We start from the raw sequence: 20,797 nt of genomic DNA on the forward strand, positions 1-20,797 counted from the left end.
CCTCAAGGCGCTCGCGCCAAAGTCCCATCAAAGAACGTAACGACTTCGCGTGCCACCGCATCGTGCGCGAGCCTGCGATCCACGCCTTTGGGGTCATCGCACAGCGGCAGACCCGCCAGGCGCGTGAGTATCGGGCCTATGAACGAGCGGCACTCGGGCACGTAGGCGAAGTGCCCGACGGCGCGCACCACCTCCCGAGCGCCCGGAATCTGCCGGGCCAGATTGGTGGAATTCGACACCGGGTCCAGGATCTCGTCGAATTGCGCCGTATCGACCACAAACGGCACGCTGATCGAGTAGAGCGAGTCGGGCATGAAGCCCTGCCCCGGCCCCGTGCCCATGATGTAGAAGGCCTTGATCCGCGCGTCCTTGAACGATTGTCCCGCGTCCTGCGCCGGCACCCCTGCGATGTCGTCCTTGAGCGTGCCCTGGCAATAGAAGTCCTTGTCCTCGGCTGCCTGACAGAAGGCTCTTTGTTGAGCGGGGTCATACCTGCCACCGGCCAGGCTGACGCCCGTCCAACCGCCGAACGAGTGGCCCACGAAGCCGATACGGTCAGCATCGACAAGCGCGGCCCATTTTGGGCTCTTGAAGACCTCGTCCAGGGCAAATGACACATCGCGAGGGCGGTCCCACAGGCGGTAGCGGCCTGCGACGGTCTGATCGTCGCCGACCGTTCCCGGATGCGAGGTGGAGAGGACCACGTAGCCAGCCTTGACCAGTTCAAGCGCGAGCCAGCCCTGCGAGAATCGCGATCCCCAGTTGCCGTGCGAAACCACGATCAGCGGGCGCTTCTCTGGAGTTGGCTGTGGCTCCGCCTTGCGGGCGATGGGGATTGGACGCAGCGGCACGCGCGGGGAGAACCATTCGATCGTTGCGTCGGGAGCGGCCTTGAACCAAAGCTCGGTAATGACCTTGCGGCCGGCTGCTGCGTGCTGCAGTTCAAGCGTCGTGGTCCCGACGACGCTGTCACCTGCAAGCCCTGCTGTGGCGTGAAACGTCATGCCGAGGAGCAGCCCTGCACAAGCCATCGCGGCGGCCAGCAAAACAGTCTTCATGCCGTTGGACCTTTGCTCGATTGCGGTTTGCGCTGCGCGGACACTGGCAGCAAAACGCACCCTTGATTAGATCAGCCGGGCTCCTATCATTGCTAACCAAAAGTTTGGGATTGGCTGATCGTGAAGAGCATCCGCGGTGTGGTCGGTTTCGTGCGTGCCGTCGAGGCGGGAAGCTTCGCCGGCGCGGCCAAGAAGTTGGGCGTTACGCCGGTTGCCGTAAGCAAGAACGTGGAGCGGCAACTTGGCGTGCGTCTGCTGCAGCGATCCACGCGCAAGCTCTCGTTGACACAGGAAGGGCGGACTTACTACGAGCGCTGCTGCGGTCCGCTGCGCGAATTGGAAAATGCGCAGTCGGTCATCACGGAAAGAGGAAAGTCTCCGACAGGTGCGCTCAAAGTGACGTGCCTGTCGCCGTTCGGGCGAGTCTACGTGTTGCCCCTTATTCCCGGCTTTAGTCGCCGCTACCCGGGCATCGAACTGGAGCTGCATCTCGACGATACAGTCACCGATATGATCGCCGGAGGCTTCGATGTTGGCATCCGCGCCGGCGAGGCACGCGACGGCACCATGGTGATGCGCGAGGTTGCGCCGTTGCACTTTGTCGTGTGCGGAGCACCCTCCTATCTTGCGAGCGCGGCATTCCGCTCTCGGTGAGCGACTTGTCGCGACACAATTGTCTGCGGCTGCGCGGCCGGGACTCTCAATCTGTGCCCTGGAGACTAGGCCCGGGACACCTCTCTGAAGCGCCGCCCATCAACGGCAATTTCCTGGCAAACGATATCCCCGCACTGGTCACGGCAGCAGTGCACGGTCAGGGCCTGGTGTTCGCTCCGCTTCCGTTTGTCCTTCCCTTGTTTCGTGCCGGGGCCTTAAGGCCGGTGTTGCCCGAATCCGTGTCACAACCCGCACGCATCTTCGTTCACTATGTCAGCCGCAAACATCTAGCCGCTCGCGTGAAGGCTTTCGTGAATTTCATGCTCGAGCATCTGCGCGGTCATCCCGACCTGATATCGGACCCGCAGACCCTGCTCGCTCCGTTCGTCAATCCCAGGGGATCAGCGGGCACGCCGGGCAAGCGGATTGTGTAGGCGCCAGCTAAGAGCCACGAAGCAAGTAGCCCGCATGGGCGCATGCGATATGCGGGACCGCTGGACGTAAAGGCCCCGGATATCGCTTCGCTCATCCGGACCACGCTTCCCGTTCCAAAGAGCCACTAAGCCAGCGATCATTTGCGCGATGGATCGTTATGCCGACTTTGGCTTCGACAGTTCTTGAACGGCCCGGTGCGCGACAACGTCCAATCCGCCCAGGGTGGTGTTTCCCTCCTCCGCACTCTGCATCAGCTTTCGGGCGATGTACTTGCGGCTTTCATGATCGCCGCCGTTGGGAAAGCGGCGGCAGGCCTTTTCCAACGCAACTTCCATGTTTGCCATCGTGCGATCATCCAATTTAGCCACGACACCACCTCTCCGGGTGCTCAAAGCCAACCGACATCCCTTGCGAGTACCACGACCATTGGATGATAACACTTTCGGGAAAAAGCGGAATAGAGGATGGCACCTCGCCGAGAGGCGATGTGCCGTACACTTCCCGGGACGATCATGGCCACTGGATGGGATGCGGCGACTGGTCCTACTTCCCGAGCGCCGCCTGCGGCGTGTTGCGAAAAACTGATTGCCATGCGGTTGTAGGCATTCATCAGGCCGATCGCGATCGTGAGGTCCACGAGCTCGCGCTCCTCGAACACGGCGCGCGCGGCCTGATACGCGTCATCCGGCACGCCGGTATCGGCGACGCGCGTCACCGTTTCGGCCCATGCAAGCGCGGCGCGTTCGCGCTCGTCGAAGAGATTGCCGGCTTCCGCCCACGCTTGCAGCAGCGCGAGTTTTTCGATCTTCTCTCCCTTCTTGAGCAGGTCGCGCGTGTGCATGTCGAGGCAGTAGGCGCGCTTGCTCATTGCTTGCTCCTTGATGACGAATGTTGCTCAACGGAAGTAGTCCCTTTCTTCCGAGGACGCTGCGCGCCTGCTCACCTGCGAACCATCGCCTTGAGCGAGTCGACGAATACTCAGAAGGAAGCGGCGAACAGGCCGACATCCTTCAGAAGGAACTGCCCTGGCGCGACCGTGATCGCGGGCAGCCCGAGCTCCGGCACTACGACGCCCGGCGTCGAGATCATGAAGCTGACCGTGGTGACGAAGAGTCCGGCCGAGAGAAGACCGCCTGCTGCAGAAAAGATCGGGCTGGCCGACAGCAGCCTGATCGCCATCCGGATCGGCGAAATCCGCCGCATGCTGTGCGCGAGCCCGGCCTATCTGAAATCGCGCGGGATGCCGAGATCCCTTTACGACCTCTCCAAGCACGACTGCATCAGTTTCGTACCGTTGCAGTCACCAACCGAATGGACGTTCAAGAAAGACCAGATCGATTACGTCGTACCGGTGCGGTCGCGACTGGTGTTGAATCATCTTGAATCGACTTGCGAAGCCGCGCGCAGCGGCATGGGCATCGCAACGGTGTTCTCCTATCAAGTAGCGGAATCGGTCAAATCCGGAGAGCTTGCGCTGCTGCTGCAAGATTTCGAGCCGCCGCCGATACCCGTCAGCTTCGTGTACCCGCCCAATCGCTTCATGCCGGTCAAGCTGCGCGCCTTCCTGGACTTCGCGCCACCACGCCTCAAGGCACGCATTGCCGATCTGCCGAAACGTGCCACCCCGCGAGGGCGAGTTGGCCGCTCCGCTTAGATGAACAAGCACTGACTTACGGTGAGGACTTACGGTGCCAGTGCACTTATGGCAGCATGTGCGGCGCAAGACTCGGAATGAAGCCGCGCTAGGTGAATTCCCCTTCAAAAGCATGTCCAGGAGTCTTCGGTGTGCCACCAGCTATCAAAAGGAAACGCGTATGAGCCTGATAGGACGTCTCAGGCGAAAGCTCTTTCCGCCGGACCAAGTGATCGAAGGCTATGAGAATGAAGAGCTGGTCGATACGATCTTCCGGAAGACAGTAGCCTACGAGCCGAGAGGCGATTGGCCGCTCGTGTCTGACATAAGGACGGTGCTCGATTTCGGCGGTGGCGCTGGCCTGCATTACAAGCTCGCTCGTCTGCAGAACCCCGACATCCGCTGGGCGGTCGTGGAAACTCAGGCTATGGCTCGCCGCGCTCTCGAACTGGCAACGGACAGGCTGATGTTCTTCAGCGACATCGAACAGGCTGCCGATTGGCTCGGAGATGTCGAGCTTATGCACTCAGATGGTGCGATCCAGTATGTTCCCGATGCCATCGAGACCGTCAGATCTCTCTGCGCGACACGGCCCGCAGTCATGCTGTGGAAGCGCGTTCCAACCAGCGATGGCGAGGCGCAAAAGCGCGAGGTGCAGACGTCATTCCTCAGCGATAACGGCCCAGGACGGCTGCCGACCGCCAGCGACAAGCTGGTGAAGTACGAACGAAATTGGGTACCGGCGCAGGCGTTCCTCGCCGCGCACCAGGGCTACCGTATGATTGAACGTAGCTCCGATCCTCAGGAACGTGGCACCGAGCAATTCCGATTTGTTCGAAACGGCTAGTCTAGAGCATGATGATTTTTGGTTAGATCGATTTGGCCGCAGACGCGCTTCACCTCTCCCGCTTGCGGGAGTCGAGACGAGCGAAGCTCGCTCTTAGGTCGGCGCAAAGCGCCGGGTGGGGGCTCTCTCCACTCGGGCAGTGTCGCCCGCGGAGACACCCCCACCCCAGCCCTCCCCCGCAAGCGGGAGAGGGAGCGCACCTTCTTCGTGGTCGCAATCAAACCCAATTTCATCATGCTCTAGTTCAGGCGGCGGCCTTGTCCGCGCGGCAGGCGACGATCCTAAATTGCAGTCTAGTGCTGTCACCGGATCGGCTTGCAGGCCGCGGAAAGCGAAGTCGCCTTGTTATTTAGCAGCCGGGCCTGGAACGGCTGTCATGATCCTCGGCGATGTCGCTGGGCGCAGCCTCCAGTGAATGCAAGGCTGCGTCGACTTTCTCCAAAATGCGTTCCAGTTCGGCGCGCTCATTGGGCCCCGGGTCCTCCTCCAACCTGGCCAGCAGTTGCTGCTTCCGAGTGAGAAGTTTCGCAAGTGAAGTCATGGTGTCCTCGTCCGAATACGGAACGGGAGGGGTGCGGAAGACAAATCGATCAACCATTCAGATCGGCGTCAAGTTCCTCCGCTCGCAACCACTGGCGTGAAACCTGCATCGAGTACGACAATAACGACGGGCTCTGCCGGTACCACGATGGCCGATTGCGATCGAAACCGAGACGGTTCGCTTCAATGTTTCCTTGGCGGAACCGAAGATGACAACGCCATCAAAATCTCCGCCAAGCGGAACGAATGCTTTCCGAATCCTTTGATTCTGATCGACAAGAGGAGGTATCTATGAAGCTATCTGCCTTGACGATTGCGACACTGCTTACGGTCGGAACCATCGCCTCGGCCAACGCTATCGAGTTCGGCGTCGGTCCCGGCGGCGTCTATGTTGGTCCCGGCTATGATCGCCCCTACTACCGTGATTACAGAGATGACTGTCGGATCGTTATCCGCGAACGCACCAACCGCTTTGGTGAGCGCGTCAGGATCCGCGAGCGTATCTGCGACTAAGCACGCGCTCGACGGCAGTAGGGTCCGGCTGGGATGCTGGACCGACCGGTAGGTAGGTCAGAAATTGGTGCGATGTCGCACTCCCCCGGTGACATCGTTCCCGCAAAAGAAGGGCCTCAGGGTAAGCGCTGGGGCTCTTCTCGCGTTCTTGGATGCCGTCAGTCGGGATCAGCATCACACCCGCTGGCGAAAATCTTCGTCATGGTGTTGCCTTATCGACGCCGCCGACGATCGCTAGCTTCATCGCCCACGCCACACGGTGCGTGACCCAGTCGCTGTCGTGCAGCCTGTGCTCATCCGTCGGGTCGACCATCCGGTCGAACGAGACCTGCTCAACCTGATACAAGCCCTTCATAAATGCGAAGCGGCGGAACACATTGACGCCGCCGTCCCGCGCCAGTTCGCTGATCGCGTCGACCATCGCGATCGCTTTATCCTTCTTGGCCGGCGTCAGCACGGCCGGGACATATTGGAGGTCCATCAGGATGACGTCGGCCTGCGTTTCCTCACGTAGCTTGACGAGTCCTTCGCGGATGGCGCTGGTGATTTCGTCGAAGGAGGGAGGACGCTGGTCCGGGCTTTGCCAGACTGCATTCGTTCCGACCTGCCAGATCACCAGATCGGGCCTCTCGGCGATGACGTCGGTATCGAACCGCTGAAGTTCGATCGGCGCTTCCTGGCCGCCGATTCCCTTGTTGACCATGGCGATGTTGGCCTTCGGATATCCGTTCTGGAGGAACGACAGCAGGCGCCCCGGATAGGCCGTGATATCGCCTCTACCCGCCGTCGTCGACGAGCCTATCGCGACGATCTTGGCCTGTCCTCGGGCGAGACTCTCCGCAAAGTGGGTCAGGCCGTGCTCGAATGGAATTGGCTCAACCGGGGTCCGTGAGGGATCGCTGTCCATGGGTCACCAGTTTGTTCGCAGCCGAGACAACGTGGGGTGGAAGAAGAAGAATAGCGCGCCACGGCGAGATCGCCTAGCCGGAGGCAAGCGATCGCTATAGGTTTCAGTACGGTGATGCCGTCGTCCCTCCGATGAAACAGTCTTCATTGTCGGGCGTATCGTGCTGAAGACTGAAGCGACGCGTCTCACATCGTTGCAATGAATTGGGTGTGACGCCGGCAGCGGCACGACAATTAAAATACGCTGGCAGTGCACTTAACTGCCGAAGAAGCCGTAACGTCCATTAAGTGCACTGTCACCGTAATCCCGAGAACTGAAGTGCCCGGCGAGGAACCCGGCGGCGCTGCGCGACAAAGTCTTTGGGCACCGTGTCTGCTACCAGTCGACGTCTCCATGACCTAACGTAATTCCTCAAGACTTCGCCGTTCCAGGAATCCGTATCTACGCACCGCTGGGCTCGAACGCATTCGGTTCGGAGAAGCCCTCGATCGATTCGATCTTTGCGTAGTTCTCGGCGATGCTCTCGGGTGTCAGATGTGGATCGTAGAAGCCGGGTCCCATGACGATAGCGATACGTTGGATTGCTCCGGCTGCCACGTTGTAGATGCGGTTCGTCTCCGAACAACTATCGCTTGCCAGCCAGACGATCGCTGGCGCAACAGCCTCAACCGGCATGCTGGCTCTTCCATCTGCTTCAGCCAAGCGGGATCCCGCGGCTGGGTGCATCCTCGTGTACCCGACTGGCGAAATGGTGTTCACCAGAATTCCATGCTCAGCACCTTCAATTGCAAGAATGCGCATCAATCCGACTACTGCGCACTTGGCCGCCGCATAAGTGGCTTGGCCACGCAGTCCGAACAGACCGCTGACTGACGTCGTGAGGATGATCTTCCCATAGCGCTGTGCGACCATATACGGCCAGGCAGCCTTCACCGTATTAACCGGCCCGCCGAGGTGCACGCGCCAATAGTGATCGAAATCGTCAAGTGTGGCGTCCTCGAATAGCTGGCTTCCGCAGATACCTGCGTTGTTCACGAGAAGGTCTATTCTCCCGAAATGTTCGACGGTCGTCGCGATCAGGTCACTGCCACCTTCAGGGGTGGAAACATCGCTGTCATTCGCGATTGCCTCGCCTCCACGTGACCGAATGAGGTCGGCCACCTGTTCTGCGATCATCGAGTCCTTGCCGAACCCCGATACGTCGGTCCCCAGGTCGTTCACCACGACCCGGGCACCGCGTTCGGCGAGAAGTTCAACGTATGCCCGCCCGAGCCCGCGGCCTGCCCCGGTCACAACCGCGACCTTCCCCTCCAACGAAATTCGTTCAGTCATGTCGCCATCCTCTTCCGACGAGATTCAACGCCCCTCCGTGCGACCGCGATACCAAATGCTGGGGGCGCTATTTTCCCTTTAGCAAAGCCAGATTACCAAGGGCATGAGGTGGGGAGATGAGGACGTCAGTCGTTCGGGTTCTTCCCCAGGCCGGTCGCCCACGGGGCTTCGTCTTTCAGTTCCACCACCAGATGCCCGATTTCACCGCGAAATCGCGGTGACAGTGCACTGAATTTGCTAACGACGCCAACGAAGCCATAACGTCTCAATTGAGTGCACCGAAGCAAATGGATCCAGAGATCATACTGCTGAACATTCAGCGGCCCGGAAGTGACAAGATCGGCGTTTGGCTGAAGCTGACAGAGCTAGACCGAGATATTGCCGGCTCGCGGTCGTCTGGCCTGTCGGCGGCCTAGAACGCGACTTCGACGCACCGGATTTGTATGAGTGCCTTCGTGCGTTTCGACGTGTCATCGAACCTGAGGGATTTCGCGCTCTTTGTCAGGGAGCACGACCGAATGTCTGCCCATCGGGCATGTCGCGCGATGCTGGCGCTTGGAAGTGCTGGGCGCACAGGTTCGGAGAACCGGCATCGAGCAGAGATCAACTGGTTGGAACGTTCGATCCCGTAGAAGATATCACTGCGGTCGGCACGGTGAGCGAACAGGATGAATGGATGTCCCGTCATTGGGAGGAATTCAAAGTGCGCGCTTCCTCCCGATAAGCTGGTCCGATCTAACCTGCAATCGGAGGTTATAATTCGAGGCAGCGCTTCAGCGTCGGCCAAGAGCCACCTCAATCGGCATCTGCCCGTCTGATTGCTGCCAAGTACGCGGCCCACTCAAACTCAAAGGGGCCCACATGCGCAAGCTTGGTTCCGGCCTTGTATCCGTTATCATATGCGAAATCAGACCATTGCACGACAAGGTCGTTTCGCGCGACAAGAACGGTGATAGCTCCACAAGCGAGATCGCCACACTCGGAGCAAACAAACAGAGACGCACGGTGACCTCCCCCGACGGGGACATCTGAGGTCAACAGGCTTGCTATTCCGCCGTTGAAGCGATCGGCGACCTCAGGCTCGAAGCGCGGGTCCGAAAGGCACCCACACATATCAAGGCTGGACGCCTCAGTAGCTTTGAAGAGGGATGCTCCATTGACGACAAAGTCGAATGTATACCTCGCCTTTTTCAAAGGACTAGTGCTGCCGACCCGATGAAGTGTAGCAAGTTCAAGCTGATCGGTCATTTCCGCCGCTCTGCGCCTGTATCCGGCGATGAATGTCCACTTTTTTTAAAGCTTCGCAAGCTTGAACATAGCCACCCAATGGCCGGCCCCTTGCCGCAGTTCGCGTTGGTTCAAAACCTGACGTTATGGAAAAGCTGCCCGAATGATAATGCAGTTAACCGCCGCTTTATGCTGCACCGATTTTCTCCGCCGCCCTTCCACTGATTTGCCCCACCTGGCAAGAAACTTATTTCACTCCCGCTCAAAATTTTTCGCTTAACCCGTCACCCAAATCAAACCTACAACTCCCGCTATCCTGTCCCGCTAGAGGGGCGTTGGCCAGCGTCACTGACGTTGGGACAGGTTGCGGTGGACGCGGCAGCGTCGGGCGCGAGAGGTGTTCGCAGGGCGGGTCTTTCCGTGAACGAACACGGCCTGCGCAGACGACCGGCGCTTAAACGCCTCGGCCAAAACTTCTTCCGGCAGCATACGGGCCGGTCGAAGCGCTTGGCCCGGGGAAGCTGTGGACGGCAAAACCGCGCGGTCCTGGTACCCGTTGCTGGTGTCAAGCCGATGGAGATTGTCGGGGCCCAACCGGGCTTCGCTCAATCGCCAATCCGTCGGCGACGGAGGCCAGAGGAATTCGGCTCCGGGGAGAACGCGGCATAAGCCGTTAAAACCACTGCGCTGGGAAAGCCGGGTGTTCCGGCGCACCTGCGGTCCACCGTGTGCATTCTTGCGCACGACTGCGGGTGTCATGGGCACCCGGCTTTCCCTGCGCCCTCTATTTCCCGAGGGTTTCGTCAATGCATAACTTCGGGCGCTACCCGCGCCGCGAGAGCGCCATGTCGTATCCAGCGCCGACCGCATCTATCGAGCGCATCGGCTCCCGGTTCATTCGCGCGATTGGACCGCTGTTCCGAACGCTAGAACGCTTCCAAACAATAGCGCTTTCGACCCGCAGAAAGACCTCTGTTTTGGGTCGGGTTTTCAATAGCTTAGGCCGCCACATATGAGGCGGCGCGCGAGCCGCAATTATACCCCATCCGCTCCGAAATTGCGGCTCATTGCGACCCAAGTCTCTGACCAGATTGGGGGCATCAAGCGTCGCATAGCGTAGCGTTGCCGGGGATGCAGATGTCGTACCGTTCCGTGAAATTCATCCCGGCTCTGCTTGCCGGTATCGTGGCAGGTGCAAATCTGGCCACCGTGACGGATCTCCGCGCGCAGTCGACCGAGCAAGGTGTCGAAGCCGGTAAGCAAGCGAACCAGGCCGCAGCAGACAATTGCCTGTCGGCGCCGAAGGGCGCGACCCCCTCGGGCAGCCATTGGTACTATCGCATCGATCGAGCGACGAAACGCAAATGCTGGTATCTCCGCGAGGAGAGCGAGAAGACTGACGACAAGTTCGCGCGCGCCGCGCCGCCGGAGTCCGCGCCGGCCCAGGCGTCGCCTTCGGCTGAAGCGCCAGCGCGAGCGGAGACGCGCAAATCGTTCGACGACGCGCGCGCCGAATGGGTTGCCCAGCAAAACCGCGCAGCGGCAAGTTCGCTGGACAAAGCCGAGCCGCGAATGGCTGGCGCAGCTCCCGCGCCCGCCGCTCAGCACGGACCAGGCGCTGCCATGCCGAGCGTGCTCGCACCGGCGCCGCTGGCGAGCATGCGATGGAACGACGCTCCCGGCGCAAGCTCCTCGACCAACCCACCCGATCAACAAGTCGCTGCCGCCGCCACGCCCGCAAACCAGCCGCCGCAGGCCGACGAAGTGCAGCAGCCCGCAGCAGATCAGGTTGCGCTCGCCGCAGCGGACGCGGCGCCGCCAAAGCCGACCGCATCACTGCAGATGCTGCTCCTGGTCATGTTGGCCGCGCTGGCGCTTGCCGGCCTCACGGTCAGCGCGATCGTCAGGATCGGCCGCATGCGGGCGCGCCGCGCCATGCGAAGCAAGCGGCGCGCGATGTGGGATGCGGCCCGCACCAAGCGTCCCGCGCCGCCGGTGTTCCACGATGAAGACGTCCGGCTGCGGCACGCCGGCGCCGGCCCTGTGCAGCATACCCGCGTGCCCAAGGAGCGGCCCCGCGTGCCTCAGGAGCGCGCCCGCGTACCGCAGGAACGAGTGCGCGCGCCTCAGGAGCGAGTGCGGGTACCGCAAGAACGAGTCCGTGTGCCGCAAGAACGAGTGCGTGTCCCTCAGGAGCGAGAGCGCGATCAGCAGGTTACGGAAATGCTGGCCCGGCTCGCCCGCAGCGCGCAGACGTAACCGAAGCCCAAGCGGCGGCTATTTTTCCAACTGGCGCTGCAGCTTGCGAACGAACTCGGTCAGGCCGGTGCGGCGCTCGCGCTTGAGCCGCTCGGCCTTGAGGATCGACTGCACTTCGGCGAACGCGTCATCGACGTTGTGATTGACCACGATGTAGTCGTATTCCGCCCAGTGACTGAGTTCATGGGTCGCGCGGCTCATGCGCCCGCGAATGACCTCATCCGAATCCTGCGCACGCGTGTGCAGCCGTTTCTCGAGATCGGCCGCCGACGGCGGCAGGATGAACACGCTGACGACGTCGGCGCGCGCCTTTTCCCGCAATTGCTGCGTACCCTGCCAGTCGATGTCGAACAGCACGTCCTGCCCGGCCGACAAGGCAGCCTCGACCGGTGCGCGCGGCGTGCCGTAGCGGTTGTCGAACACGGTCGCCCATTCCAGCAATTCGCCCTGCGCGACCATCGCTTCGAATCTGGGCTTGTCGACGAAGAAATAATCGCGGCCATCGACTTCACCCGGCCGCATCGGCCGCGTGGTGGCGGACACCGACATTTTCAAACCCGGCATCCGCTCGATCAGGAGGCGCGACAACGTGGTCTTGCCCGCGCCCGAGGGCGAGGACAGCACGAACATCAGCCCGCGCCGTTCAACTCCGTCGAAACCACCAGCCGTCATCGGTCACTCCAGGTTCTGAACCTGCTCGCGGAATTGCTCGACCACGTTTTTCATCTCGAGCCCGGTCTGGGTCAATTCCAGATCGTTCGATTTGGAGCAGCAGGTGTTGACCTCGCGGTTGAATTCCTGGGCGAGGAAGTCGAGCCGCCGCCCGACCGGGCCGCCCTTGCCGATCATCTCGCGCGCCTGCGCGACATGCGAGGCGATGCGGTCGAGCTCTTCGCGAATGTCGGCCTTGGTTGCGATCAGGATCGCTTCCTGATTCAGCCTGTCAGGATCGAACCGTTCGGAAGTCTCCAGCAACGCAGCCACTTGCTCGGCCAGACGCGCCCGGATCGCCTCCGGCTTGCGGCCGGGCGCGGCCTCGGCCTTTTTCGCCAACCTCTCGATTTCATCCATGCGCTGGATCAGAATTTGCCCGAGCGTCACGCCTTCGCGGCGCCGCATCTCGACGAGATGACCGAGCGCCTGCTCGAAGGCGGCCGCCGCCGCATCCTTTGCCGCCTTGTCCTCCGCCTCGTCGCTTTCGGGCTCAACGACCTCGATGACGCCCTTGATGCCGAGCAGTCCGTCAATGCTGGGCGCCACCGCGTCGATCTTGCCGGCGAGCACGCCCGCGACCTTCACGATCGAGGCGAGCACGTCTTCATTGATGCGCACGGTCGAGACCGCGTTGGCGCGCTTGACGTTGAGGTTGGCGTACACCGTGCCCCGCGACAGCACCTCGCCGGCGCGCTTTTTGGCAAAGGCCTCGAGTTCGTCCCAGCCGGGCGGCAGGCGCAAGCGCAAGTCAAAGCCCTTGGCGTTGACGGACTTCAGTTCCCATTCGAACGTGTAGAAGCCGCTGGCGCCGTGACTCCGGGCAAAACCGGTCATGCTCGATAGCGCCATCGCGTAACACTCTCCAAAAGACAGGGATTTCGAGACTCGGAATGAACGGCGGGACCATAAGCCGATTTCCGCCAAAGTGGAATTGCGTTCCGGCTGCGAGCCAGGAACGCCTTCGAACCGGCCGGCGTCAGCGCTGAACCACCGGCGGCGTCGTGGTCGACTGCGCCTCGCCCTGGCGGGCCGGCGCCGTCGCGGGCGCCGCAGGACGGGCGGGCGGCTTTTTCGCCGGCGCTGCCGGCCGTGGCGTGGTTGCGGTCGGATTGGTATCGGCCGGTGCTCCGGCCGCCGTCGGCGGCGGCGCATCCTCGGACGGCTCGACGGTGTCGTTCTGAATCTGCTTTTCCAGCGCCCGCAGCTTGGCAACGTTTTTCTGGTGCTGGTCGTAGGTCTCGGTAAAGGCGTGCCCACCCGTTCCATCAGCCACGAAGAACAGGTCGCGCGTGCGTGCCGGGTTGGCGGCTGCCTCGAGCGATGCGCGGCCGGGATTGGCGATCGGCCCTGGCGGCAAACCGTCGATCACATAGGTGTTGTAGGGCGACGGCTGCGTAATCTCGGAGCGCTTGATCGGCCGGCCCAGCGTTCCTTTGCCGCCAACCAGGCCGTAGATGATGGTCGGATCCGACTGCAGCTTGATCCTCTGCCGCAGCCGATTGGCGAATACGGCGGCGACGCGGCTGCGCTCGTCGGCCCGGCCGGTTTCCTTCTCGATGATCGAGGCCAGCGTGATGAGCTGCTCCAGCGACCTGACCGGGACGTCCGGATTGCGGCGCTCCCAGATTTCCGCGAGCACCCGCTTTTGCGTCTGCTGCATGCGCTGGATCACCTGCTCGCGCGTGGTGCCGCGCGGGAATTTATAGGTTTCGGGCAGCAATGTGCCTTCGCGGGGTATTTCCCGCACCGAGCCGGCGAAGATGTCGTTGTCGAGGAGTCGCGCCACGATCTGTTCGGAGGTCAGACCTTCCGGAATAGTGACGGCGTGCTGCACCACCTTGCCTTCGACGATGGTGGCTATGACGTCGCGCAGGCTGGCGTTCTTCTGGAAGGAATATTCGCCGGGCTTGAGATCGGAGCTCGCCTTGAGGGCAAACACGCCGCCGATGAACACCCAGGGATTGACGTTGATCACGCCTTCGCGCAGCAGCGCGTCGGCGATGTCGCGCTTTCCGGCACGCGAGGGAATGTTGACGATCTTGTCTTCCTTCAGCGGACCGGGCGTTTCCAGGATTTGTCTGCCGTAGTAGTACACCGCTCCCGCCCCGATCATCAGAATGATCAGGATGGTGAAGATGGCGTTGCCGACCACCACGAATGGATTGCGGGCACGCTCCGACCGCTTCGGCGGCGGCGGCACCTGCTCGGGCTCCAACGCAGCGCGCGGACTTCGTGGTGAAATGGGCGGCCTCTCACTCATCGATGCAACCTGAATCCTGTCGGTTCAATCGCGACTCGGCAATCCCTTGCCCAGCCGATAGCATACGCCCGCATGTAGAAGTCATCGCCGAATACGGCAAAACGGTGGAGTCGTTCCAAACACTTGCTAGTCGGCCACGCGCCGAACGATCACGGAGGCGTTGGTCCCCCCGAAACCGAAGGAATTCGAAAGCGCGACGTTAATCTCGCGCTTCCGCGCGGTCTGCGGCACCAGATCGATCGCCGTTTGCACCGACGGATTTTCCAAATTGATAGTGGGTGGAGCAATGTTATCGCGAATCGCAAGGATACTGAAAATGGCCTCGATTGCACCGGCAGCGCCGAGCAGGTGCCCGGTCGACGACTTGGTCGAGGACATCGACACTTTGGAGGTGGCGTTGCCGAGCAGCCGCTCCACCGCGCCGAGTTCGATCTCGTCACCGATCTGGGTCGAAGTTCCGTGGGCGTTGATGTAGTCGATATCCGATACCGCTATGCCGGCGCGCTTGATCGCCGCGCTCATGCTGCGAAAGCCGCCATCACCATCCGGCGACGGCGAGGTGATGTGATAGGCGTCGCCCGACAGGCCATAGCCGATCACTTCGCAATAGATTCGCGCACCGCGCTTTTTCGCGTGCTCATATTCCTCGAGCACCACAACACCGGCGCCCTCGCCCATCACGAACCCGTCGCGGTCTTTGTCATAGGGGCGCGAGGCCTTTTGCGGCGCCTCGTTGAAGCCGGTCGACAGCGCGCGCGCCGCGCAGAATCCAGCCATCGCCAGCCGGCAAATCGGCGATTCCGTGCCGCCCGCGACCATCACGTCGGCGTCGCCCAGCGCAATGAGGCGGGCACCGTCGCCGATCGCATGCGCACCGGTCGAACAGGCCGTGACAACGGAATGATTGGGACCCTTGAGGCCGTGCTCGATCGAGACATAACCGGAAGCGAGATTGATCAGCCGTCCCGGAATGAAGAACGGCGATACCCTGCGCGGCCCGCGTTCCTTTAACAGCAGCGACGTCTCGGCGATGCCGGACAGGCCGCCGATCCCGGAGCCGATCAGGGTACCGGAGGCGCACTTGTCTTCTTCGGTGGAGGGATGCCAGTTGGCGTCGTCGAGCGCCTGGCGTGCCGCAGCCATCGCAAAGATGATGAAGTCGTCGACCTTGCGCTGTTCCTTTGGCTCCATCCACTGGTCGGGATTGAAAGTCCCGTCAGAGCCGTCGCCGCGGGGAATCACGCAGGCGATCTGGCTGGCGAGATCGGCGACTTCGAATGTGTCGATCTTCTTGGCGCCGCTCTGGCCGTTGATGATACGCGCCCACGTTGTGTCAACGCCGCAGCCGAGCGGCGTAACCATGCCCAGCCCCGTGACGACAACCCGTCTCATGTCAAAACTCCAGCCCGAAATCAGCGGCCCAAAACAAGAAACCGGGGGACCGTTCGACGACGGCCCGTCCGGCTCTGTCTCTACCCGCCCGGGACGTCAGCTTTTAGCGTTCTTCTCGAGAAACTTCGTCGCGTCGCCGACGGTCAAAATCGTCTCGGCGGCGTCATCGGGGATCTCGCAGCCGAACTCTTCTTCAAATGCCATCACAAGCTCGACGGTGTCGAGGCTGTCGGCGCCGAGGTCGTCGATAAAACTTGCGTTGTCGACAACCTTATCGGGTTCAACACCGAGGTGTTCGACCACAATCTTCTTAACCCGCTCGCCAATCTCACTCATCTTTAACCTCGTGCTTGTTCCATTGGACCCGACCCCAAGACGCTACAGAGACGCTACGAGCTATCGTGGTCGTTAAACTTCCTTCGCTGTCGCGCATAGTCTTGATTCGGCCCGGTGGTAGCCGACAAAGCCCCGGCGAACGGCAGGCGTCGCCACGCCAATATACAGGGTTTCAAAATCCTGCAATGGCCTTGTTTGCCCATCCGTCGGGGGTTCGGTTACCATACTTCCCAAGCCTTGACTACAAGCCTCACCCGCCCCGGAAAACGGCCGTTGGCCGCATAGATCGGGGCAATAACTCGCTCAAATCATGGCCATCCCGCCGTTGACGTGAATCGTCTGGCCGGTGACGTAGCCCGCCTCGTTGGAGGCGAGATAGACGGCTGCCGCCGCGATGTCCTCCGGTGTCCCCAGCCGCGCCGCAGGAACCTTCGCCAGGATGGTCTCGCGTTGCTTGTCGTTGAGCGCGTCGGTCATCGGCGTCTTGATAAATCCCGGCGCGATGCAATTGGCCGTCACATTGCGCTTGGCGTATTCCGCACCCAGCGTCTTGATCAGGCCGATGATTCCGGCCTTCGACGCGGTGTAGTTGGCCTGGCCGGGGTTGCCGGTCACGCCGACGATCGAGGTGATCGCAATGATCCGGCCGAAGCGCTTGCGCATCATCAGCTTGGTTGCGGCGCGCGCAAGACGGAAGGTCGCCGTCAGGTTGACGTTGATGACGTCGTCCCAATCCTCGTCACGCAACTGGACGAAAAGATTGTCGCGCGTGATGCCCGCATTGGCGATCAGGATATCGACCTGCCCCATCGCGGCTTCCGCCGCCGGCACCAGCGCCTCGACCTCCGCGCTGTCGGAAAGGTTGCACGGCAGCACATGGACACGTTCGCCAAGCTTGCCGGCAACCGAATCCAGCACCTCGCGACGCGTGCCGGAAATTGCGACCGTCGCGCCCCGACCATGCAACGCCTGCGCGATCGCACCGCCGATACCGCCGGTCGCGCCGGTCACCAGCGCCGTCCTGCCAGTCAAATCAAACATCAATGTCTCCTTCCGGGAGCTTTTAGGCCGACGCCGCCAATGCGCCCTTCGCGGCGGCAATATCGTTGGGTCCTCCGATCGCCACACCGACGGCGCCGTCGGCGATCCGCTTAACCAGCCCGCTCAACACCTTGCCGGCACCGATTTCGAAGAACCGGGTGACGCCATGCGCCGCCATATAGGCCACCGACTCGCGCCAGCGCACGGTGCCGGTGACCTGCTCGATCAGGCGACGGCGAATCTCGTCGGGATCGGTGATCGGCGCGGCCAGCACGTTCGCCACCAGCGGCGAGGCCGGCGTCTTGATCGTCACACCTGCAAGCGCCTCTGCCATCGCATCGGCGGCAGGCTGCATCAACTTGCAATGGAAAGGCGCTGATACCGGCAACAACATCGCACGCTTGGCGCCTTTGGCTTTGGCGATTTCCACGGCGCGGTCGACTGCCGCCTTGTCGCCGGACACCACCACCTGCCCGCCGCCATTGTCGTTGGCGGCCTGACAGACCTGCCCCTGGGCAGCTTCGGTGGCGACGGCCATCGCCGCGTCATAGTCGAGCCCAAGCAGTGCCGCCATCGCGCCGGCGCCGACCGGTACGGCCTTTTGCATTGCAAGACCACGGGTGCGCAGCAGGCGCGCGGTATCGCTGATGCTGAGGCTGCCGGCAGCAGCCAGCGCAGAATATTCGCCGAGCGAATGGCCGGCAACAAAGGCCGCATCCCGTCCAACGGAAAAGCCCGCCTCGGTCTCCAGCACACGTAGCGTGGCAATCGACACCGCCATCAGGGCCGGCTGGGCATTTTCAGTGAGCTGGAGGGTTTCGGCCGGGCCATCCCAGATGATCGCGGTTAGCTTTTCGCCGAGCGCAGAATCAACCTCGTCGAACACCGCCCGCGCGGCCGGAAAGGCTTCCGCGAGGGCCTTGCCCATACCGACCGCCTGGGAACCCTGCCCCGGAAATGTAAATGCAGCCGTCATCGGCGCTCCCTCGTAAGATTGGGGCCGTAAGACACTGACGCAGGCCGGGATGTCAAGCCGCGGTGCGGTATCGCCGGGCCGTTGCCAAGATCATAAATGCGCCGGAGCCAGTCAGCGTTCTTGTAGCGCCAGCCGGATACCCAGAGCGCAGTAGAGACCGCCGATTGCCTTCCCCTGCCATTTCAGCACCGCAGGATTGCGGCGGAGGAAGGTCCCGAGGCTTCCGGCGCCTAGCGCAAAAACCGCCGTACTGACGAACCCCAATAAGACAAAGATGATCCCCAGAATCGTGAGCTGAAGCATGACCGAACCATTTTCGGGCCGTACGAACTGGGGGAGAAACGCGAGGAAGAAAAGCGCCGTCTTCGGGTTCAGCACCTCGGCCAAAATCGCTTGCCTGAATGCCTTTCCTGCTGAAATCAGCAGTGCGCCGGCCGCAAGATTTACTGGCGTCCTTTCGAGGACGGCACGGACGCCGAGGTAAAGGAGATAGGCCGCGCCGAGATACTTGATGATGCTGAACAGCGTCGCCGAAGCGGCAATGATCGCCGAGATGCCGACGGTCGCCATAAAGGTGTGAATCATGTCGCCGGCCGCGATCCCGGCACCCGTGGCAATGCCGACCGTCGTGCCTGAAGCCGTCGCCCGTGCAACCGTGAGAAGCGTCGCGGGGCCCGGGATGAATACAAAGCCGAGCACGACCGCGACATATGTAATCAAAGTGGTCGGATCGATCATTCGTTGGCTCCGCTTGGTCGCCGACGGAAGCTACACCACCATCGATCAGCGCACTAGAAGCCGCCCGCCGCCTGGTCGCCACCGACTTCGGCGCCGGCCCGCGCGCGGCGTACGCTGCTTACCAACTTGCCGGGTCGGTCCTCGTGGTCGGGCTTGGCGGTCGCAAGCCGCAGCACGGCAGCGTAGCTCGGCTGCACCTCCATGCGATCCGCATGCCGGCTTTGAAAGAGAATCTGGTGTACGCGCGGCAGGTTATAACAGGGCACGTAGAACAGCAGGTGATGCTCGAGGTGGTAGTTGACATAATACGGCGCAATGAATAGCCGCTCGAGGAAATTCGCGTGTGTGGTGCGGGTATTGCGCAGAGGATCGTTCGAGTCGGGAACGACCGCATGTTCGGCGATGTTACGGATACGCGTGATCACCATCTGCCAGGTGAGCAGCGGCAACAGCCACAGTAACGGATAGGCCCACCATACGCCGGCGGCGGCGAGGCCCGCGAACATGAGGGCGTTGACGACACATTGCGGGCCGAGCTTTTCCCAAAAATGCGCGGCGCGTTGCGCAAGCGGCCATTCCTTTGGGCCAAGCGCATTCAATAATTGGGCCTTGCGCTGCTGATAGCCGGTCTGCCCGGTGATATCGCGGAAGAATTTGCGGCGGTAGCTCATCTTGGTGATCGGGAACGGCGCCGACAAAATCAGATCGGGATCGTCATCCTGCTGGGTGCGCGCGTGATGTTGCAGATGGTAGCGCCGATAGGCGCGGGTCTCGGCGAAGATCGGATAGGCGCAGAACCACTGGCTGAGCGTCAGGTTGATTTTCTCATCTGCCGACAGGCATCCATGCGCTCCGTCATGCATCAGAATGGCGAGCCCGAGCTGGCGCGAGCCGATGACGCCGACCGCGAGCAGAAAGGTCAGCGGATTGGGCCACCACGCTACCAGCGCAATCGATCCCAATATCAGCGCCCACGCATGCGCGATCAGGGCTGCACCCTTCCACGTCACGCGCTGGCGCACGGCGACCAGTTGATCTTCGGTCAGAAAGTCGCGGGCACGCATGCGAAGCGCGGTCATGCTGATCTCTCCCCGTCGGGTTCATAGTTGTCGCCAACCAGGCGCAGTCTGGCGCTGTCGGCCGCTGATGTTGTCGTGGCCTGATCGCCCAGCACGCGCAGCATCTCGCTGCACAATTCCTCGGCCGAACGGCCCATGGCGTAGCCCTCCACCATCACGCCGATGGCCAGCGCCCAGAATCGCCGTGAGCTGGCGTCGGGATCGCGCAGGCTTTTCCAGCCGTGCCGCTCGATCTGGCCGGCATAGGCGCGCATCCCCTCGCCGTGCAGCCGCTCGATGGTGCGTTCCACCAGCGGCGCGAGATCCTGCCGGCGGCGGGTGAGTGTCAGGGCTTCGGTAAAGAAGGCGACCGAATCCGTTGCCGTGACCGTCTCGACCAGCGCGCGCGTGTAGTCGTGCGGCGTACGGGCCTGCAACGCCGCCTCCTCGGCCGCGCGCGCCACGTACAGCATGTCGCGGCAGGCAGCTTCGACGAACAGAGCTTCCTTGGTGCGGAAGTAGTAGGTGATCTGGCTCGGAAAGGCATCGGCCGCCGCCGCGATGTCCGAGATCGACGTTCCAGCGAGGCCGCGCTCCTTAAACAATTGGCTGGCGCCGTCGAGCAGCCGCGAGCGCATCTGGCGCCCGGCCGTGCGCGTGGCGCGGGCGGCGTGCTTGGGATCGCTGGGCGCTTCTGGCGCTGTCTGAACGGACTTCGGAGCCATCGTTTGCCCTCCGGTCCGTTACTTGTATGATGTACAAACAAATACGTCAACCCTTGGGCCTGCGCCTCCCGCGCTGACGCCAGGACTCCCTTTCAGGCCTGCTCAAGAAGCCTTGCCAGCACGCTGAAAATCCTTATAAACCGCGCATCCGT

Annotated in this window: 23 protein-coding genes and 1 pseudogene; 6 read left to right on the top strand and 18 right to left on the bottom strand. The window is 61.9% G+C overall.

What is annotated here, in order from left to right; translation table 11 throughout:
- Positions 1-2 precede the first annotated feature (2 nt).
- Positions 3-1,058, bottom strand: a complete 1,056-nt coding sequence (locus tag IVA95_RS17385) for a hypothetical protein (protein ID WP_247511569.1) — start codon at positions 1,056-1,058, stop codon at positions 3-5.
- A gap of 120 nt (positions 1,059-1,178) precedes the next feature.
- On the opposite strand from IVA95_RS17385, the gene IVA95_RS38665 reads away from it, so the two are divergent.
- Both IVA95_RS38665 and IVA95_RS38670 read left to right on the top strand, forming a co-directional pair.
- Positions 1,179-1,712 (top strand): LysR family transcriptional regulator, encoded by a 534-nt coding sequence (locus tag IVA95_RS38665; RefSeq protein ID WP_346658019.1) that lies wholly within the window; start codon positions 1,179-1,181, stop codon positions 1,710-1,712.
- Positions 1,709-2,146 carry a LysR substrate-binding domain-containing protein gene (locus tag IVA95_RS38670; RefSeq protein ID WP_346658020.1) on the top strand — a complete coding sequence of 146 codons (438 nt, stop codon included), beginning with the start codon at positions 1,709-1,711 and terminating at the stop codon, positions 2,144-2,146. The genes IVA95_RS38665 and IVA95_RS38670 overlap by 4 nt, the downstream gene beginning before the upstream one ends.
- Before the next feature lie 156 nt (positions 2,147-2,302).
- On the opposite strand, the gene IVA95_RS17395 is transcribed toward IVA95_RS38670, so the two are convergent.
- The 3 genes and pseudogenes from IVA95_RS17395 to IVA95_RS17405 all read right to left on the bottom strand — a co-directional run bounded on the left by IVA95_RS17395 (position 2,303) and on the right by IVA95_RS17405 (position 3,326).
- Complete coding sequence (locus IVA95_RS17395; RefSeq protein WP_247511570.1) at positions 2,303-2,515, bottom strand: hypothetical protein; 213 nt, start codon at positions 2,513-2,515, stop codon at positions 2,303-2,305.
- A 175-nt stretch (positions 2,516-2,690) separates the two neighbouring features.
- Positions 2,691-3,003, bottom strand: a pseudogene (locus IVA95_RS17400) (carboxymuconolactone decarboxylase family protein); the annotation flags it as partial.
- Positions 3,004-3,125: 122 nt separating this feature from the next.
- On the bottom strand, positions 3,126-3,326 hold the full coding sequence (locus tag IVA95_RS17405) for a DUF417 family protein (protein ID WP_247511571.1): 201 nt from the start codon (positions 3,324-3,326) through the stop codon (positions 3,126-3,128).
- Between IVA95_RS17405 and IVA95_RS17410 the strand changes: the two genes are divergently transcribed.
- Both IVA95_RS17410 and IVA95_RS17415 read left to right on the top strand, forming a co-directional pair.
- On the top strand, positions 3,235-3,801 hold the full coding sequence (locus IVA95_RS17410) for a LysR substrate-binding domain-containing protein (RefSeq protein ID WP_247511572.1): 567 nt from the start codon (positions 3,235-3,237) through the stop codon (positions 3,799-3,801). The genes IVA95_RS17405 and IVA95_RS17410 overlap by 92 nt on opposite strands.
- A gap of 208 nt (positions 3,802-4,009) precedes the next feature.
- Positions 4,010-4,627, top strand: coding sequence for a hypothetical protein (locus IVA95_RS17415; RefSeq protein ID WP_247511573.1), 618 nt, complete (start codon positions 4,010-4,012; stop codon positions 4,625-4,627).
- Between the two features lie 349 nt (positions 4,628-4,976).
- Here the strand turns inward: IVA95_RS17415 and IVA95_RS17420 are convergent, their stop codons facing one another.
- The gene (locus IVA95_RS17420) at positions 4,977-5,168 is read right to left on the bottom strand and encodes a hypothetical protein (RefSeq protein WP_247511574.1); all 192 of its coding nucleotides are present in this window, start codon (positions 5,166-5,168) and stop codon (positions 4,977-4,979) included.
- 290 nt (positions 5,169-5,458) lie between these two features.
- Between IVA95_RS17420 and IVA95_RS17425 the strand changes: the two genes are divergently transcribed.
- Positions 5,459-5,680 (top strand): hypothetical protein, encoded by a 222-nt coding sequence (locus tag IVA95_RS17425; RefSeq protein WP_213250041.1) that lies wholly within the window; start codon positions 5,459-5,461, stop codon positions 5,678-5,680.
- A gap of 199 nt (positions 5,681-5,879) precedes the next feature.
- On the opposite strand, the gene IVA95_RS17430 is transcribed toward IVA95_RS17425, so the two are convergent.
- The 3 genes from IVA95_RS17430 to IVA95_RS17440 all read right to left on the bottom strand — a co-directional run bounded on the left by IVA95_RS17430 (position 5,880) and on the right by IVA95_RS17440 (position 9,167).
- Positions 5,880-6,587 carry a GDSL-type esterase/lipase family protein gene (locus tag IVA95_RS17430; protein WP_247511575.1) on the bottom strand — a complete coding sequence of 236 codons (708 nt, stop codon included), beginning with the start codon at positions 6,585-6,587 and terminating at the stop codon, positions 5,880-5,882.
- 441 nt (positions 6,588-7,028) lie between these two features.
- On the bottom strand, positions 7,029-7,919 hold the full coding sequence (locus IVA95_RS17435) for an SDR family NAD(P)-dependent oxidoreductase (RefSeq protein ID WP_247511576.1): 891 nt from the start codon (positions 7,917-7,919) through the stop codon (positions 7,029-7,031).
- A 795-nt stretch (positions 7,920-8,714) separates the two neighbouring features.
- Entirely contained in the window at positions 8,715-9,167 is a 453-nt protein-coding gene (locus IVA95_RS17440; protein ID WP_247511577.1) for a hypothetical protein, read from the bottom strand.
- 1,116 nt (positions 9,168-10,283) lie between these two features.
- Here IVA95_RS17440 and IVA95_RS17445 point away from each other — a divergent pair.
- Positions 10,284-11,405: a hypothetical protein gene (locus IVA95_RS17445; RefSeq protein WP_247511578.1), complete on the top strand. Its 1,122-nt coding sequence runs from the start codon at positions 10,284-10,286 to the stop codon at positions 11,403-11,405.
- Between the two features lie 18 nt (positions 11,406-11,423).
- On the opposite strand, the gene gmk is transcribed toward IVA95_RS17445, so the two are convergent.
- The 10 genes from gmk to IVA95_RS17495 form a co-directional block, all read right to left on the bottom strand.
- Positions 11,424-12,077, bottom strand: coding sequence for a guanylate kinase (gmk, locus tag IVA95_RS17450; protein ID WP_213250034.1), 654 nt, complete (start codon positions 12,075-12,077; stop codon positions 11,424-11,426).
- A gap of 3 nt (positions 12,078-12,080) precedes the next feature.
- A complete protein-coding gene (locus tag IVA95_RS17455) occupies positions 12,081-12,968 on the bottom strand; it encodes a YicC/YloC family endoribonuclease (RefSeq protein WP_247511579.1) in 888 nt (295 codons plus the stop codon).
- A 127-nt stretch (positions 12,969-13,095) separates the two neighbouring features.
- Positions 13,096-14,379, bottom strand: a complete 1,284-nt coding sequence (gene mltG, locus IVA95_RS17460; RefSeq protein ID WP_213250030.1) for an endolytic transglycosylase MltG — start codon at positions 14,377-14,379, stop codon at positions 13,096-13,098.
- 126 nt (positions 14,380-14,505) lie between these two features.
- Positions 14,506-15,771, bottom strand: coding sequence for a beta-ketoacyl-ACP synthase II (gene fabF, locus IVA95_RS17465; RefSeq protein WP_247511580.1), 1,266 nt, complete (start codon positions 15,769-15,771; stop codon positions 14,506-14,508).
- Between the two features lie 96 nt (positions 15,772-15,867).
- On the bottom strand, positions 15,868-16,107 hold the full coding sequence (locus IVA95_RS17470; protein ID WP_008969609.1) for an acyl carrier protein: 240 nt from the start codon (positions 16,105-16,107) through the stop codon (positions 15,868-15,870).
- 303 nt (positions 16,108-16,410) lie between these two features.
- A complete protein-coding gene (gene fabG / locus IVA95_RS17475; protein ID WP_247511581.1) occupies positions 16,411-17,148 on the bottom strand; it encodes a 3-oxoacyl-[acyl-carrier-protein] reductase in 738 nt (245 codons plus the stop codon).
- A 22-nt stretch (positions 17,149-17,170) separates the two neighbouring features.
- A complete protein-coding gene (fabD, locus tag IVA95_RS17480; RefSeq protein ID WP_247511582.1) occupies positions 17,171-18,124 on the bottom strand; it encodes an ACP S-malonyltransferase in 954 nt (317 codons plus the stop codon).
- A 111-nt stretch (positions 18,125-18,235) separates the two neighbouring features.
- Positions 18,236-18,862, bottom strand: a complete 627-nt coding sequence (locus tag IVA95_RS17485; RefSeq protein ID WP_247511583.1) for a LysE family translocator — start codon at positions 18,860-18,862, stop codon at positions 18,236-18,238.
- Between the two features lie 53 nt (positions 18,863-18,915).
- On the bottom strand, positions 18,916-19,941 hold the full coding sequence (locus IVA95_RS17490; protein ID WP_247511584.1) for a fatty acid desaturase family protein: 1,026 nt from the start codon (positions 19,939-19,941) through the stop codon (positions 18,916-18,918).
- Positions 19,938-20,645 (bottom strand): TetR/AcrR family transcriptional regulator C-terminal domain-containing protein, encoded by a 708-nt coding sequence (locus IVA95_RS17495; RefSeq protein ID WP_247511585.1) that lies wholly within the window; start codon positions 20,643-20,645, stop codon positions 19,938-19,940. Before IVA95_RS17495 ends, IVA95_RS17490 begins: the two co-directional genes overlap by 4 nt.
- Positions 20,646-20,797: the final 152 nt, after the last annotated feature.

Source organism: Bradyrhizobium sp. 157 (assembly GCF_023073815.1).
GTDB lineage: Bacteria > Pseudomonadota > Alphaproteobacteria > Rhizobiales > Xanthobacteraceae > Bradyrhizobium.

Coding starts and splice junctions, on each gene's coding strand:
- IVA95_RS17405 (WP_247511571.1), bottom strand. CDS start 3,326: ATGGCGATCAGGCTGCTGTCGGCCAGCCCGATCTTTTCTGCAGCAGGC.
- IVA95_RS17420 (WP_247511574.1), bottom strand. CDS start 5,168: ATGACTTCACTTGCGAAACTTCTCACTCGGAAGCAGCAACTGCTGGCC.
- IVA95_RS17435 (WP_247511576.1), bottom strand. CDS start 7,919: ATGACTGAACGAATTTCGTTGGAGGGGAAGGTCGCGGTTGTGACCGGG.
- IVA95_RS17490 (WP_247511584.1), bottom strand. CDS start 19,941: ATGACCGCGCTTCGCATGCGTGCCCGCGACTTTCTGACCGAAGATCAA.
- mltG (WP_213250030.1), bottom strand. CDS start 14,379: ATGAGTGAGAGGCCGCCCATTTCACCACGAAGTCCGCGCGCTGCGTTG.
- IVA95_RS17385 (WP_247511569.1), bottom strand. CDS start 1,058: ATGAAGACTGTTTTGCTGGCCGCCGCGATGGCTTGTGCAGGGCTGCTC.
- fabD (WP_247511582.1), bottom strand. CDS start 18,124: ATGACGGCTGCATTTACATTTCCGGGGCAGGGTTCCCAGGCGGTCGGT.
- IVA95_RS17495 (WP_247511585.1), bottom strand. CDS start 20,645: ATGGCTCCGAAGTCCGTTCAGACAGCGCCAGAAGCGCCCAGCGATCCC.
- IVA95_RS17445 (WP_247511578.1), top strand. CDS start 10,284: ATGTCGTACCGTTCCGTGAAATTCATCCCGGCTCTGCTTGCCGGTATC.
- IVA95_RS17485 (WP_247511583.1), bottom strand. CDS start 18,862: ATGATCGATCCGACCACTTTGATTACATATGTCGCGGTCGTGCTCGGC.
- gmk (WP_213250034.1), bottom strand. CDS start 12,077: ATGACGGCTGGTGGTTTCGACGGAGTTGAACGGCGCGGGCTGATGTTC.
- fabG (WP_247511581.1), bottom strand. CDS start 17,148: ATGTTTGATTTGACTGGCAGGACGGCGCTGGTGACCGGCGCGACCGGC.
- IVA95_RS17430 (WP_247511575.1), bottom strand. CDS start 6,587: ATGGACAGCGATCCCTCACGGACCCCGGTTGAGCCAATTCCATTCGAG.
- IVA95_RS17440 (WP_247511577.1), bottom strand. CDS start 9,167: ATGACCGATCAGCTTGAACTTGCTACACTTCATCGGGTCGGCAGCACT.
- fabF (WP_247511580.1), bottom strand. CDS start 15,771: ATGAGACGGGTTGTCGTCACGGGGCTGGGCATGGTTACGCCGCTCGGC.
- IVA95_RS17410 (WP_247511572.1), top strand. CDS start 3,235: ATGAAGCTGACCGTGGTGACGAAGAGTCCGGCCGAGAGAAGACCGCCT.
- IVA95_RS17455 (WP_247511579.1), bottom strand. CDS start 12,968: ATGGCGCTATCGAGCATGACCGGTTTTGCCCGGAGTCACGGCGCCAGC.
- IVA95_RS17470 (WP_008969609.1), bottom strand. CDS start 16,107: ATGAGTGAGATTGGCGAGCGGGTTAAGAAGATTGTGGTCGAACACCTC.
- IVA95_RS17425 (WP_213250041.1), top strand. CDS start 5,459: ATGAAGCTATCTGCCTTGACGATTGCGACACTGCTTACGGTCGGAACC.